Origin of the sequence: Microbacterium immunditiarum (genome assembly GCF_013409785.1) — a bacterium.
Classification (GTDB): Bacteria; Actinomycetota; Actinomycetes; order Actinomycetales; family Microbacteriaceae; genus Microbacterium; species Microbacterium immunditiarum.
Genome location: NZ_JACCBV010000001.1, coordinates 1,156,396 through 1,171,427, shown reverse-complemented (window position 1 = coordinate 1,171,427; position 15,032 = coordinate 1,156,396). Strand labels below are relative to the sequence as shown.

Sequence of the window (15,032 nt, the reverse complement as noted above, 5' to 3'; positions counted from 1 at the left end):
TGCCATGACGCGCTCGGCGTCTCCCGCGACGACTCACCATTCCGCGTACCCGCCATCAGCGTACGTCCACTGCGGGTTTCCCACCGGATCGGCCAGGTCGTCGCGATGCCGGCTGCGCACGACGTCCTCGTCGATCTCGATTCCCAGGCCCGGGCCCTCCGGGCGAAGGATCGCGCCGTCCACGGCGACGAGCACACTCGGATCGCGCAGGATCGCGAGGTCGGGTGACGCGGCCGAGGTGAGATCGATCACGTGCTCCTGCGCGTAGAAGTTCGGGATCGCGAGGTCGAGCTGGACGCAGGCGGCCAGCGCGACCGGGCCCAGCGGGCAATGCGGCGCGATCTGAACATCGAACGACTCCGCCAGCGTCGCGATGCGGAACGCCTCGGTGATTCCGCCCGCGTGCGACACGTCGGGCTGCGCGATCGCGATGCCCGCCTCGAGGGCGGGAAGCATCTCCTCGCGACTGTACAGCCGCTCGCCCACGGCGATGGGGATCGTCGTGGACGCGGTGATGCGTGCGAGGTGCCGCGTGTGCTCCGGCCGAAGGGGCTCTTCGAGGAAGGCCGGTCGCGTGTGCGCGACCGCCTCGGCGAGCCGCCGGGCGTGCGGGAGCGACACACGGCCGTGCAGGTCGATGCCGAAGTCGGCGGCCGGGCCGATCGCCTCGCGCAGGGCCTCCAGGTCCGCCCGGAAGCGCTCAACGCCTTCCGGGGCGTCGAGGAAGTCGACAGGACCCGCGATCGACGCCTTCACGAGCGTGTACCCGGCCCCCACGAGCATCGCGGCGCGCGCCGGGTCACCGGTGTGCCCGGGGGTCCCCCACGTGTGCGTGTAGAGGCGGATGCGGTCGCGACACGGGCCGCCGAGCAGAACATGGACCGGCGCGTCGAAATGGTGGCCTCGCAGGTCCCACAGGGCCTGGTCGATCCCCGCGACGGCGGATGCGAGCACCGGCCCGCCGCGGTAGAACCCGCCGCGCGACAGACGCTGCCAGTGTCGCGTCACCGGCAGGGGGTCTTCGCCGATCAGGTGCGCGGACAGCTCCCTCACCGCCGCGGCGATCGTCGCCGGCCGGTGCTCGAGCGAGGCGTCGCCCCACCCGACCACCCCCGTTTCGGCTTCGATCCGCACGAGGACTTGACGCTCGTCGAGGACGAAGGTCTCCACGCGTGTCACCCGCATGTCAGTCCTCCTCCTCGACGATGCCCGGGCGATCGAACCGCGGCACGAAGCCGAGGAGCTCGCGGGCGCGACGCACATCCACCGCAGCATCCGTGCCGGCGAACTCTCGCGCGCGCTCGACGCCCGGTGCGTGCCGGACGATGAGCTCCTCGGTCGGCTCGTCGTGCATCGTCGTGAGGGCCGCGAGCTGGACCACGTGCGCTCCCTCGACCGGGACGGTGATCGCGAGCCGGAAGGCCTCTGCCGCGTCCCGCGAGTCGATCCACCCCCAGCCCTCGGCGGGGCCGTCGGCCACGCGCTCCGCGACCCACGCGCGCAGTCCCTCCGCCCGGTCGGGCGGGACAACCAGCGGAAGCCGGAAGATGACACCGGATGCGTCGAACCGCTCGCACACGGCACGCAGCGTCTCCTCGTCGACGCGCTTGGACAGCGAGTACGGGTCGGCGATGCGCGCCGGCGTGCGCTCGTCGATCGGCAGGCGTTCGGGGAGCGGCTTGCGAGGGTGCATGAGCAGACCGGTCGCGTTCACGCTGCCCGCCACGGCGAACCGGCGGACGCCGGCCTCCGCGGCGGTCCACAGGGTCGCGAAGGTCGCGAGCGTGTTGTTGCCGAACACTTCGGCCGCCGGGTGATCCCACGGGTTCGGGTACGCGGCGAGGTGCACGACGGCGTCGCATCCGTCGACCGCCTCCCGGACGGCATCGGGGTCGGTCGCGTCGCCGCGAACGACGCGCACGTCGTCGTGGGCGGCTGCGTCCGGCCTGGAGAGCGTCGTCACGGGGTGGCCGTGCGACACGAGGGCGGTGACGACGGCCGTGCCGACAAGACCTTCGGCTCCCGTCACCAGGACGCGGGGCAGGACATCCGCATTCATCGGCCGTGTTCCGCGATGATCAGCTGGTCCGCCTCGCCGAACGCCTGCTCGATGATCGTGCGGCCCGACGAGTGTCGGACGACGGGCACGATCGGGGTGCGCTCGTGCAGATCCCACATCCGGATGTCATGGCCGGACAGGTCGTGGTCGATGGTCACGGCGGAAGCGTAGGGCAGATGCACCGCGACGATGTCGCGCTGTGGATCGGCCGCGGCTCGGAGAACGGGATCGAGCCCGGGCCCGAGCAGCTCCTGCGCCGGATCGAGGCGGTCGAGCCGGTGGTCTCGGAAGAGTCGCGCGAGGAGCGAGATGTCGAGCGCGCCGGGAAGCCGGAGCGCGTCGGCCCACAGGAAGGGGTCGAGCGACGAGTCGCCCGCCTCGAAGCTCCCATGCGTCGTCGCCCACATCCAGACGCCGTGCGCTCCGTAGCCGATGCCGGCGCTCGAGCCGGAGAGGACGCTCGCCCAGCTCGCAGCCCGCACCTCGGCGCGGGACCGACGGGCTCGTCCGCCGACCTTTCCGTGCAGCTCGTAGGGCGGCTCGGAGTTGACGAGGGGCTTGCGCGGGCTGAGCGCGAGGTACTGCGCGGGCTGCTGCCACGTCAGGTCGACGTTCTCGACGTTGTGCCCCGACTGGTGCAGGAAGAAGTCGAGGCGCTCGGCGATCTGCGCCGGCAGCACGGCGCGCGGCGCGGTGTGCGTGGTCAGCAGGCTCGACGGCGCGCGCTCGCGCAGGAGTTCGATCGCCTCGAGATAGCCCGCGTTGGCGTCGGGCACGTCATAGTGGTCGTCGCCGCCCACGACGAATGCCGGCTCGAGGTCGGCCAGGGCGTCCGCCACCGCGCGGACGAAGTCGCGCCGCACGCCGTCCGGCATGACGACCCCGGGTGTCGCCGCCGCACCCCACGTGCCCGGAAGATAGTTGTTCCACAGCACCGTGACGAGCAGCGTGATCCCGAACTCCCCGTGGGCGATCCGCGTGAAGTCGCGCGCGCGCTGCCAGAACTCGGCGCGCGGCCGGTCGAAGTCGGGGAACCCGTCCGCGCGGCGCTCGTACGACTCCAGGGAGTCGGGCCGGGTCATCCGGTCGTGCAGGATCGGCGTGGTCGCCACGAGCACCGCCGTGAATCCCTGCCTGCGGCGCGTCGCGAGGTAGACGCGCCACTCGTCTTCGGTCGTGTCGGAGAACGCACTCCACGCCGTGTCGATGATGAGCGGGACGAACAGACCCTCGCGGTCGACGAGATGCCGGCCGGACCCGCCGACTCGCAGGCCGCCCCCGAGGGGCGATCCGGGCGGTGTGTGGCTGTGCGACATGGTGCCTCCGTTGGCATCTTGAACCGGTTCAAACTAGTGTAGTCGTGCCTTCGCCGTCGAAGGCGCCACCACCCCCGGAGGACTTGACGATGTACGAGCCGTTCCGCGACCCGACGCTCACTCCGCGTGAGCGCGTGGACGACCTGCTGCGTCGCATGTCGCTGCGCGAGAAGATCGGGCAGCTCAATCAGCGCCTGCTCGGCTGGCGCGCATGGCGCCGCGACGGCGAAGGCATCTCGCTCACGAGCGAGCTCGACGACGAGCTGGCCCGTTGGGGCGGGCTCGGCGCCCTGTACGGCATGCTCCGCGCCGACGCATGGTCCGGGCGGGACTGGGAGACCGGCGCGGATCCGGCGCGGTCGGCGGACGTGGCCGCCGCGATCCAGCAGCGCGTGCGCGCCGCGTCCCGGTGGGGCATCCCCGCGCTGTTCGTCGAGGAGGCGCCGCACGGGCACCAGGCCCTCGGGTCGCAGCTGCTGCCGGTCAACCTCGCCGCCGCGGCGACGTGGCGGCCGGAGCTGCTCGAAGAGGCGGCGGCGCACGTCGGCGCGGAGCTCGCCGCACGAGGCGCGCACCTCGCGCTCGTCTCGGGACTCGACATCCTCCGCGACCCGCGGTGGGGGCGCGCCGAAGAGACCTTCGGCGAGGATCCGCTCCTCGCCGCGCATTTCACGCGGGCGCTCGTCCGCGGCCTGCAGCGTCAGGCGGGCATCGGCGCCGTGCTCAAGCACTTCGCGGGGCAAGGCGCGGGCATCGGCGGGCGCAACAGCTCCGGGGCGCCGCTCGGTCCGCGCGAGCTTGCCGAGATCCACTTCCCCGCGGCGCGCGCCGGCATCGACGAGGGCGCCGTCGGCGTCATGGCGGCCTACAACGACATCGACGGCGTCCCGTGCGTCGCCGACCGGACCCTGCTCACCGACACGCTGCGCGACGACTGGGGGTTCGAGGGCATCGTGATGGCCGACATGTTCGCCGTCGACCGGCTCATGAGGGCGACGACGGATGCCGCGCACGCGGGTGCCGTCGCGCTGCGCGCCGGTGTGGACCTCAGCATGTGCGACCTCTCGTTCACCGAGCTCGAGCTCGCCGTCGAGCGCGGACTCCTCACCGAAGCCGACGTCGACGTGGCGTGCGCGCGCGTGCTCGAGCTCAAGGTGCGACTCGGGCTCCTCGACGGGGATCCGCCGCGCGTCGCGTTCCCTTCACCGACGCCCGACATCGCCGAGGCGATCGCCTCGGCCTCCCTGGTGCTCCTGCGCGACGAGCGCGGCGTGCTCCCCCTCCCGCGGGAGGCGCGCGTCGCGATCGTCGGCCCGAACGCGGACGACGTCGAGGCGCTGCTCGGCGACTACGTCCCGCCGCTCCCACCGGGCGTCGCGTCGAGCATCCGCGAAGCCATCGGCCGCATCGGCGGCATCGATCCCCCGTTCGAGGCGGGGTGCGCCCTGACCGAGCCGATCGACGGCGGTCTGGAGCGCGCCGCCGCCGTTGCACGCGAGTCGGATGCCGTCGTCCTGGTGCTCGGCTCCAGCAGCGGCCGCTCCTACGACGACGACTTCCAGGCGAACGGCGCGGCGGCACTCGGCGGCCGTCCGCCCGGCGCGACGACCGGAGAGGGGTTCGACGTCGCCGAAGTGCGCCTTCCCCGCGCGCAGCGCGACCTCGTCGAGGCGGTCACCGGCGCGGGCGTGCCGACCGTCGCCGTCATCGTGTCGGGCCGCCCGCTCGGCGTCGAGGAGGTGCTCGACCGGTGCGACGCGACGATCTACGCGTGGTATCCCGGACCACAGGGCGGCCAGGCCGTCGCCGGAGCGCTGTTCTCACAGCGCGACTGGACGGGTCGCCTTCCCGTGTCGCTGCCGCGCTCGAGCGGCAGCCTCCCTGTGACATACAACGAGCGCCTCGAGACGACGCTCCGCTACGTCGACGGTGACGCGGCCGCGGTGGTGAGCTTCGGGGCGGGCGCGCGCGACGACCGAATCCGCCTGTCCGACCCACGCGGTCCTCTGCGGGTGGCGTGGCGTGAGCTCCCCGGCACGGTCGTGTCCGTGAGGGTGCGCAACGACGGCGCGCGTGCGGCCGACGTCCTCGTGCAGCTCTACGCCCGCGCCCGCGTTCCGGGGATCCTCCCCAGGCGCGCAGTCCTCGTCGGTTTCGCACATGAGCGGATCGAGCCGGGTTCGACCCGTCGGGCCGAGATGACGATCGATCGTGATGCGCGCACGGGATTCGAAGAGGGGGCCTCGGGCCTGCTCGATCTGTGGTTCTCGACCACGGGGGCCGGAGAGCCCGTCGACGCCATCACCATCGAGGTGTGCTGACTCCGCGTCGGGTCACGACGAAGGCGGCGTCTCCAGCGATGCGGCGTTCGAGCCACATCGCGGTGCCAACACCGGTGACCTCTTCTACCGAGTGCCACGAGCCGGTCGCCGGATCGAACCGGCGCACGTCGTAGACGCCGGGCTCGAGGCGGATCCGCGCCGCCGCGCCGGTCGGGACGAAGACCGCGTACGACCGCCCCGGGTCCGCGAGGCACCACCCGCCGTCGGCGAGCCCGGGCCGCGGCAACATCGTGCGGAGGTCGAGCGCGTCGGCGAAGCGGCGCGCGTGGCCGAGTGCCTCGCGCAGCGGGTTCCAGAACGGGTCGAGCGCGACGCCGAAGGCCGGGTCGCCGGGGTTCCGTCCCCTCGGCGCGTTGCGCACGACGCCGTCGATCTCGATCCGAGCCAGGAACGGATCCATGAAGAGCACCCCGCCCGCTCCCCGCAAGAGGCAGCGCCATACCCACGCGCGCTGCTCGGAAGCAGGCTGCGAGCGCAGCGTCCGCCAGTCGTATCCGTGGTCGGAGTCGTACACGACCACCTGCTCCCCCTCGGCGGGCGGCGGCGCCCTGCGTGTCGGCTCGTCGCAGTCCGGCGAGATCCAATCCGCGCCGCTGGTTCGCAGGGCGTCGAGCGACCCACCGTCGAACTGGTGCGTCATGCCGATCGGATGCCGCATCCCCCGACGCTCCTGCTCGGTGCGGAGCACCCCGATCAGGTGATGCTGCCACGTCGTCGACGAGGGCGCGGCTTCGTTGGCGATCTCGTACAGGACGTTGTCGAGATCGCCGACCGCGTCGACGACCCACCGCACATAGCGCTCCTGCGCCGCGAGAACTGCGGGGTCTCCGAGGGTCGCGGCGGCACCGGCCCGTCCGGCGTCCACGCCGTTGACGTTGTTGCGGCCGTCGTACGGCATGCCGTCGTCATCCGCCCGGTTGAACTGCCACGCGAAGCCCTGGAACAGCATGATCGACACATAGAGCCCGCTCTCACCCGCCTCGAGAACGCGGTCACGCAGCCGGTCGAAGAACGCCGGCTCGGGGCGCGTCAGGTCGAACCTCGGGCGACCGTCGGTCGCCAAGCCGGGCCCGGCTCGAGCGAACGGCGAGGGCGCGAAGTCGAACGGGCCGCCGTTCCACCCCTGCCGCGAGTGCGGAAGATCCCAGTTCCAGCCGCGGATCATCGTGTGCCCGAGGCGCGCCGCCCAGCGCACGTACGACGTGAAGTCGAAGGCGGCGTTGCCCTGGTCGGTCGCGAGATTCGCCCACGTGTGCGATCCCGTGAGCCAAACGAACCGCCCGTCCGCGTCTTCGAAGTAGCGCGGATTGTCACGGCAGCGGCGCAACGGGCCGCGCGTGCGGCTCACCCGTCGACACCGTCCAGTTCGGCGAGGTCGTCCGCCGACAGAAGAATGTCAGCGGAGTCGAGCGCGTGGTCGAGCTGCGCAAGGCTCGAGGCGCCGACGATGGGGCGCATGCCGGGCTCCCTGTGCATGAGCCACGCGAGGACGATCTGGCCCGCGGTCGCGCGGTGTCTGGCGGCGACTCGATTCAGGGCAGCGAGCCGCCGGTCGCTCCCTTCGTGTCGGAAGGCGTCGGGTATCGCGCGGGCCGGGTCGTCATACGCGCCGCGGAGAAGCGGCGTGTACGCCCACACCTCCATGCCGGTCTCGCGAGCGTGGTCGAGCTGCTCGTCGCTCAACTGCCCGAACAGGTGGTCGTTGCCGGGGATCGTCGCTCCGGGCCGAGGCCGCAGGTACGTCGCGGCGAGCTGGACGGCGTCGATCGGGCGAGCTCCCCGGGCGAGCGCGTGTGCACGAGCCCGCTCGACGCGCCACGCGGGGTGGTTGGACGCCCCGATGCGGTCGACGGCGCCCTCGCGGACGAGCTCGTCAGCGGCATCCGCGGTCTCCTCGATCGGAACGGAGCGGTCCTCCTGATGAAGCCACAGCAGATCCACGCGGTCCACGCCGAGACGCGCGAGCGAGGCCTCGACGGCGCGGAGCACGGCCACCTTCGACAACCCTTCGCGGTTGCCCGGCCAGCCGCGCCACGAGCGGTCATCGGCCGGCTCGGCACCCACCTTCGTCGAGATGCGGACGGAGTCCCGGAGGCCCGGCCGAGCGGCCAGCCATCTCCCGATCACGCGCTCACTGTCGTCGCCGCGACCCGATTCGCTGAGCCAGAAGGCATAGCAGTCGGCCGTGTCGATCCACATCCCTCCGCGCTCGACGAACCTGTCGAGGAGCGCGAACGCGACGGGCTCGGGGGTCTTCGTGCCGAAGAGCATCGTGCCGAGCGCGAGGCCGGGTGGGGCATCCGTCATCGCTCTCCCCCGGCGACCGCCGCGCGGCGCATGTGCAGCACGTCGAGCGCTACGAGCTCACGATCGGCCAGCCGCCGGCCGTCGAGCGTCTCCCAGCCGCGCAGGTCGACGGTCACCTGCTCGCCGTGGGCGATGAGGGTGACCAGCTCACCGCGGCGCATGAACTCGACGGATGCCGGGAGCCCGGGCACCTCGGCCGAGACTCGCGCGTCGGCGAGCATTCGCGCCACGAGCGTGGCAGTGCCCGCGGCATCCGGGATCGTGGCCGCGTACCACGCCGATCCCTCACCGACCGCGACGCGCGTGAGGGCGGGCCTGTCGACGAATCGCCCGCCCCCGAACCGCGACACGACTTCGGTGCCGCTCATCGGGCGGACATCCTCGACGAGGGACTCGCCCGCGAACGCCACGGATCCCTCGACGGGGACGGAAGCAGCCGCATCCCGAAGTGCGAGCGCGAAATGGCCGGCGACACCGACGCCGAGCGTCTCACCCAGCCCCCGGAGGTGTCCGCCGTCGCGGATGCGGCCCGACTCGTCGACGACATCGCTGTACGCCCCCACGAAGAGCACGCCCCCGGCCTCGGCGAACCGCCGCAGGCCTTCGGCGGCGCTGTCCGACAACAGGAACAGCTGCGGCGCGATCACGAGGCGGTACGACGAGAGGTCCGCGGTCGACGGCACGAGGTCGACCGCGATGTGCGCGGCGTGAAGGGCTCGATACCAGCGCTGCACGACGTGCGAGAAGTCGACCCGCACCGGGAGGTCGGGCGCCTCGAGCGCCCACCAGTTCTCCACGTCGAGGACGACCGCGACGCGCGCGCCGTCGGCGTCCGACCCCACGGGGGGCGCGAACGACGCCAGTTCCGCACCGAGTCGCGTCATCTCGGCCCACGTGTGCGTGTCGGTGCCGGCGTGCGGCACCATCGCCGGATGGAAGCGCTCGGCCCCTGCGGAGCTCTGGCGCCATTGGAAGAACTGGATCCCGTCGGCTCCGCGCCCGACGGCCTGCCACGCGAGCGCGCTCGCGAGACCGCGATCTCGTGGGCCGATGGCCGCCCTCCCGGCGGCCGGCTCGGGCGAGGCCTCCATGCGCAGCCACGGCTTGTCGCCGGCGAGCGATCGGGCGAGATCGCAGTGGAACGCGGCTTCGCGGAACCCGTCCGGGTGCCCGAGATCGGGGTAGCAGTCGACGCTGACGATGTCGAGGTGCGGCGCCCACCGCCAGAAGTCGATCGTCGGGAACGGCCCGATGAGGTTCGTCGTGACCGGCTGCTCCCCGCCCGCCGCGCGGATGATCCGCTTCTCCATGAGGAAGCACTCGAGAAGCGCGTCCGAGCTGAAGCGGCGGAAGTCGAGGAGGTGTCCCGGGTTCGGGATGTGCGGCATCCGTGCCGGCGGCTGCACCTCATCGAACGACCGGTATCTGTGCGACCAGAACATCGTGCCCCATGCCTCGTTGAGCGCGTCGACCGACGTGTATCGCTCCTCGAGCCACACGCGAAAGGCGGATGCGGCGGCATCCGAGCAGTCGATGGGAACGTGGCATCCGTATTCGTTGCCGACGTGCCACAGGCGGACGGCGGGATGCCGCGCGTAGCGCTCGGCGACGGCACCGGTCAGCCTCGCCGCATACCGGCGGAACACCGGCGAACTGGGCGCGTAGTGCTGGCGGCTGCCGGGCCCGAGCACGGTGCCATCGGCAGTGCGCGGCAGGATCTCGGGATGCGCGTGCGTGAGCCACGGCGGCGGCGAGGCCGTCGCGGTGCCAAGCCCCACGCCGATGCCGGCGGCGTGCAGGAGGTCGAGCACACGGTCCATCCCCGAGAAGTCGAACTCGCCGTCCGCGGGCTCGAGCCACGACCACGCGAACACGCCGACGTTCACGAGGTCGACGCGCGCCTCGCGCATGAGCCGCACGTCTTCCACCCACACGCGCTCCGGGTGCTGCTCGGGGTTGTAGTCCCCGCCGAAGCGGATGCGGGTCGGCGACGACCAGCCCGCTCTCGCGGCGCTCACCGCACTTCCGCCCCGCCGAGCGCCGCGAGAGCGCCGAGGGCGCGCTCGCCGGCCAGCCCCGAGCCCACTGCCACGGCTCGCGCTCCTCCTTCGAGGAACGCGAGGGCGTTCTCGGCTGTGATGCCCCCGGTCGCGACGAACCGCGCGTCGGGGAACGGCCCGTGCAGGGCGCGCGGCCACTCGGGTCCGAGCACGCTCGCGGGGAAGGCCTTCAGCCACCGCAGCCCGTGACGGCGCGCACGGTGCACGTCGGTCGCCGTGGCCACCCCCGGGAGGGTCGGGAGCCCCGCGTCAAGGCTCGCCGTGACGACATCGTCATCGCAGCCCGGGCTCACCGTGAACGTCGCTCCGGCGTCGCGCGCAAGGGCCACCTGGTCCGCCTCGACGACCGTGCCGGCGCCGACCGCGAGTCCACGCTCGGCCGCCCGCTCGGCGAGGGCGGTGAGCGCCGCGACATCCGCTGCCGTCTGGATCGGCACCTCGACGAGCGCGACGCCGGCGTCCCACGCGCGCTCCGCGAGCGCGAGGGTCGCGTCGACGCCGAGGCCCCGCGCGATGACCACGACACGCCGCGACGCGAAGGCGCGCTCGAACCAGGCGTTCGACTCGGCGGCGAACGCATGGGGGATCGAGGCCGGCATCACGCCGTGACCCCGACCGACCGCCGCACGAACGCGTCGACCGTCTGCAGCACGGGGTGACGGGCGAGCTCCCCCGCGCGCTCGGGCGGGACGCCGCGAACCGTGATGCGGCGGGTCTCGCCGGGGAGCAGCGTCACGACGGCGTCGTCGACCTCGGCCTCCGGCGCGATCCGATCGGGGAAGAGGCACGCCGCCCGTACGAGGCGGTCGGCCTGCAGCTCGACGACGACCCGGTCGGCGTCGGCGCTCACGATACGCGCGTCGAGGGCGTCGTCCCGCAGCGCGAGGTCGCGGTCCTCGGCGAAGAAGCGCAAGGCCCGCGGAGCCGATCCTCCCGTGCCGACCTCGGCGACGAGCACCTCTCGTGAGCGATCGCGGGCCACGGCGAGCTCCTCGGGCAGGCTGATCCGCCAGGCTCCGAGCGCGTCGACACGCGCGGACCAGACCCCCGCCGCGAGCACCTCGCCGTCGAAGTCGAGGCGGCGGACGCGGATCGTCGGCGTCCACGCATCCGGTTCGTCGTTGAGGAGGACGAGCTCGACACCGTCTCCTGCGGGCTGGAAGGTGAGCAGTCGCGGCGAGTACGCGTCGCGCAGGGCGAACCACAACGGCTTCTTGCGACCGTCGCCGTCGACCGCCGCCCAGCTCACGACCGGCCAGCAGTCGTTCAGCTGCCACACGATCGTCCCGGTGCAGCGGGGGCGCAGCGCGCGGAAGTGCTCGACGCCGAACGCCGCCGCGCGCGCCTGAACGACCTGCGACGCGAGATGCCAGTCCTCGAGCGTCTGCGGCGCGGGCAGGTGCGGCTCGACTCCGCGGAGGAGCTTGCCGGCGCCGTCGTTCGCCTTCTGGTGCGAGGCCATCGCGGGCGAATCCAGCGACTGCTGGTGGGCCGGGATCGCGCGTGTGAGCGTCGACCACGTGGGCGGGCCCTGCCACCCGAACTCGCCGGCGAACCGCGGCCGGTGGTCGGCGTACGCGGGGTAGTCGAGCTCGTTCCACACGTCCCAGATGTGGCTCGGTCCGTGGTCCTCGTCGTTCGGGTGCCGGTCCGGGCTCCCCGCGTACGGGCTCCCGGGCCAGTACGGCCGCGTGGGGTCGACGTCGGCCACAGCGCGCGGAAGGGTCTCGAGGTAGTAGGTCCGCCCCCACGGCTTGTCGCCGATGCCTCCCCAGTCCCAGTCGAGGACACCCCAGAAGTTCTCGTTGTTGCCGTTCCACAGCACGAGCGACGGATGCGGCATCAGCCGCGCCACGTTGTCGCGCGCCTCGTGCTCGATCTCGGTCGCGAGCCGCTCTTCCTCGGGATAGGTCGCGCACGCGAACAGGAAGTCCTGCCACACGAGCAGTCCGCGCTCATCGCACGCGCGATAGAACTCGGCGCTCTCATAGACGCCTCCTCCCCACACCCGCACGAGGTTGACGTTCGCGTCGACCGCTTGGTCGAGCCGCTCCGCGATGCGCTCGGGGGTGACTCTCGGCACGAAGCAGTCGTCGGGGATCCAGTTGACGCCGCGCACGGGCATCCGCACATCGTTGACGACGATCACGAACTCCGAGCCGCCCGCATCGGGCATCGTGTCGAGCCGGATGTCCCGGAACCCGACCCGCTCGTGCCACGCGTCGACGACCGTTCCGTCGTCGATCAGCTCGACCGCCGCGGAGTGGAGGGTCGGCTCGCCGAAGCCGATGGGCCACCAGCGCTCGACGTCTGGGACATCGACGGCCACGTCGACTCGGTCCGCGCCGGCGGGGACGTCGGCCACGACCTCCTCGCGGCCGACCCGCACCCGCACCCGCACGGCACTGCATCGGCCGGACCCGGCGAGCCGGATGCCGAACTCCGCACGGCCCGTCGACCCCGTGACGGTCAGCGTCGGCAGCACCTCCGCGATGCGTTGTCCCTCCCCCGTCACGAGGGTGACGGGGCGCCAGATCCCGGCGGTGACGAGCGTCGGCCCCCAGTCCCAGCCGAAGTTGCACGCCGACTTGCGCAGGTAGTTGAACGGATGAGGGTACTGGCTCGGGTAGTCGCCGAGGCGGGTGCGCTCGGCTTCGCCGAACACCATGGCCGACGCGAACCGGATACCGAGCACCGCCGGCCCCGCGCCAAGGCGACTGCCGAGGTCGACCTCGTAGCGGCGGTGCTGGTTCCGGGACTCGAGCAGGATCTCGTCGTCGAGGGTGACGGTCGCCACGGTGTCGAGCCCGTCGAAGAGGATGGTGGCGGGGACGGGCATGCGCTCGAGCGTGCGCTCGTACACCCAGTCGACCCGCCCGATCCACTGCACGAGCTCTTCGTTGCGGTCGAGGTACGGATCCGGAATGAGCCCCGCCGCCAGCAGATCCGTGTGCACCGTGCCGGGAACCGTGGCGGGGATGGGCAGCGCCGCCCGCACGGCATCCGGAATGAGCTCGACGGACGTGTCGTCCGCCAGCCGAAGCTGCCAGCCGTCGTGGATGGAGGTTCGTGTCGTCATGCGTGCTCCTGTGCTCGGCGCGTCCGCGACAGTATAGAACTGAACCGGTTCACATTGCACGACCCCGATCTCAGGACCGCGCATCGCAATCAAGTTGAACCGGTTAAGGTTCTCTCATCTTCCTCGCCCAAGGGTCTCCGCGTGGTACGAACTGTGGCATGGAAACTGAACCGGTTCACACCAGGCGCCATCGTCGTCGCCGCATCCGGACCATCGCGCTCGCTGCCGCGGGCGCGCTGACGATCCTGATGGCGACACCGGCGATCGCATCCGCAGCCACCGCAACCCACCGCCCCAAGGAGCGCGTCACGCTCGAGCTGGAATCCCCGGAAGCCCGCACGAAGGTGTGGGGCTCGACCGACCTCGTCTTCTCCGGCGAGAACCTCGCGAGCGTGACGGTCTCCTCACAGGGCAGGGAGGTCGCGAGGGTCGCGGCCTCGGCCGACGGAAGGTCCGCGACCGTGACGATCGACACGACCGGCTTCCGCGACGGCGCCCGCGCGTTCGTCGCGCGCGGCTGGGGCGCATCCGGGCGACCTCCCGCCGCGGTCGAAGCGTTCACCTTGAAGATCGCGAACAAGGGCGCGGACAGTGCACCCGACGGGGCGTCGCTCGTCTTCGCCGAGGAGTTCTCCGGCAACGAGCTCGACCGAGACCGGTGGTGCACCCGGTACCAGTACTGGGAACCGACGTCGCAGCCCTCCCAGGAGGAGCTCGCTGCAGCCGATCCCGCGTGCTACCGCATCACCCCGCTCACGCAGGTCGAGATGGACAAGACGACGAGTGTGCTCAACCAGTACAAGTCCGAGGCCGAGAAGGCGGCCGCGGCGGGCGAGTCCGACATCGCCTCCTGGTACGAGACGCGCATCGGCGAGATCTCGGCCAACACCGGTGTCGCCGACAACGGCGACGACACGTACGACTTCTCGAACGCCTACGACCCCGCGTACGGCTTCCACGACACGCTCGGCGGGTGGGACATCCGCCCCGCGCCCGGAGCGCCGGAGTGGGAGCTTCCGCAGGAGGAGCAGGTCTACCGCGACGTCAACAGCGAGGGCGACCCGACCCATGTCGTCAGCGGCGGCCACCTGTCGATGCTCGCGACGCACACGCGCCAGGAGGCGCCCGTGCTCCAGTACGAGTCGGCGATGATCCGCTCGCAGCAGGAGTTCCTGCCGACGTGGGACGCGCCGCTCTACCTGACCGCGCGCGTGCGGGCGCCCGAGGTGCTCGGCACCTTCCCCGCGTTCTGGCTCATCAACGGATTCGGCGACGGCACCACGCCGGTCGGCTGGCCGCCGGAGATCGACATCTACGAAGGGCCGTACAACAACGACGGCTCGTTCCCGACGGGTGGGCAGTTCGACAGTCAATTCCACGTGGGACTCGTCGACTACCTGTGCGAGGACGCGTGCGGACCGATCACGTGGTTCGACTACGGAGACGTCCTCGGCGAGACGCCCGACGACACGGTCGGATTCGACACGCAGTGGCACGACTGGCACGCCGCCGACCCGATCACGGCGCAGTGGATCGAGGTCGGCGCCGCGTGGTACCCCGACCGCGTGTGCTTCTACGTCGAGGGCGAGAGGTTCGCCTGCGCGAGCTACCGCTGGGGCCTTCCGGGAACCGGCGCAGACGGTCCACTCGCGAACCCCGCCGCACTCATGCTGAACCACGCCTTCGGCGGGCGCTGGGGCGGCCACAACGGCGAGGAGACCGACAAGCTGCCGGCATCGTTCGACATCGACCACCTTCGGGTCTACGAGCTGCCGGCCACGACTGCCGACCAGTTGACGCCGATTCCGTGACCGCTGGGGCGGAGGCCCCGGCAGGTGTCTCCGCCCCCGACGGGATCGCTCGGCCGAC

General features: G+C 71.9%; 10 protein-coding genes. 2 read left to right on the top strand and 8 right to left on the bottom strand.

What is annotated here, in order from left to right:
* Positions 1-33: 33 nt before the first annotated feature.
* The 3 genes from dgoD to BJ991_RS05170 are packed head-to-tail and all read right to left on the bottom strand — an operon-like array spanning position 34 to position 3,375.
* Positions 34-1,185 carry a galactonate dehydratase gene (gene dgoD, locus BJ991_RS05180; RefSeq protein WP_179488071.1) on the bottom strand — a complete coding sequence of 384 codons (1,152 nt, stop codon included), beginning with the start codon at positions 1,183-1,185 and terminating at the stop codon, positions 34-36.
* A 1-nt stretch (position 1,186) separates the two neighbouring features.
* A complete protein-coding gene (locus BJ991_RS05175) occupies positions 1,187-2,059 on the bottom strand; it encodes an NAD-dependent epimerase/dehydratase family protein (RefSeq protein ID WP_179488069.1) in 873 nt (290 codons plus the stop codon).
* A complete protein-coding gene (locus tag BJ991_RS05170) occupies positions 2,056-3,375 on the bottom strand; it encodes an apiosidase-like domain-containing protein (protein ID WP_179488067.1) in 1,320 nt (439 codons plus the stop codon). The genes BJ991_RS05175 and BJ991_RS05170 overlap by 4 nt, the downstream gene beginning before the upstream one ends.
* An 89-nt stretch (positions 3,376-3,464) precedes the next feature.
* Between BJ991_RS05170 and BJ991_RS05165 the strand changes: the two genes are divergently transcribed.
* The gene (locus BJ991_RS05165) at positions 3,465-5,696 is read left to right on the top strand and encodes a glycoside hydrolase family 3 N-terminal domain-containing protein (protein ID WP_179488065.1); all 2,232 of its coding nucleotides are present in this window, start codon (positions 3,465-3,467) and stop codon (positions 5,694-5,696) included.
* Here the strand turns inward: BJ991_RS05165 and BJ991_RS05160 are convergent.
* From BJ991_RS05160 to BJ991_RS05140, 5 genes are all read right to left on the bottom strand, one after another.
* Positions 5,677-7,065, bottom strand: a complete 1,389-nt coding sequence (locus BJ991_RS05160) for a hypothetical protein (RefSeq protein WP_179488063.1) — start codon at positions 7,063-7,065, stop codon at positions 5,677-5,679. The genes BJ991_RS05165 and BJ991_RS05160 overlap by 20 nt on opposite strands.
* Positions 7,062-8,024 (bottom strand): aldo/keto reductase, encoded by a 963-nt coding sequence (locus BJ991_RS05155; protein ID WP_179488061.1) that lies wholly within the window; start codon positions 8,022-8,024, stop codon positions 7,062-7,064. Before BJ991_RS05155 ends, BJ991_RS05160 begins: the two co-directional genes overlap by 4 nt.
* A complete protein-coding gene (locus BJ991_RS18770) occupies positions 8,021-10,042 on the bottom strand; it encodes a beta-galactosidase (protein WP_343048657.1) in 2,022 nt (673 codons plus the stop codon). The genes BJ991_RS05155 and BJ991_RS18770 overlap by 4 nt, the downstream gene beginning before the upstream one ends.
* Positions 10,039-10,605 (bottom strand): bifunctional 4-hydroxy-2-oxoglutarate aldolase/2-dehydro-3-deoxy-phosphogluconate aldolase, encoded by a 567-nt coding sequence (locus tag BJ991_RS05145; RefSeq protein WP_343048656.1) that lies wholly within the window; start codon positions 10,603-10,605, stop codon positions 10,039-10,041. Before BJ991_RS05145 ends, BJ991_RS18770 begins: the two co-directional genes overlap by 4 nt.
* Positions 10,606-10,682: 77 nt before the next feature.
* Positions 10,683-13,163: a glycoside hydrolase family 2 protein gene (locus BJ991_RS05140; RefSeq protein WP_179488057.1), complete on the bottom strand. Its 2,481-nt coding sequence runs from the start codon at positions 13,161-13,163 to the stop codon at positions 10,683-10,685.
* 158 nt (positions 13,164-13,321) lie between these two features.
* On the opposite strand from BJ991_RS05140, the gene BJ991_RS05135 reads away from it, so the two are divergent.
* Positions 13,322-14,974 (top strand): glycoside hydrolase family 16 protein, encoded by a 1,653-nt coding sequence (locus BJ991_RS05135; protein WP_179488055.1) that lies wholly within the window; start codon positions 13,322-13,324, stop codon positions 14,972-14,974.
* Positions 14,975-15,032 lie beyond the last annotated feature (58 nt).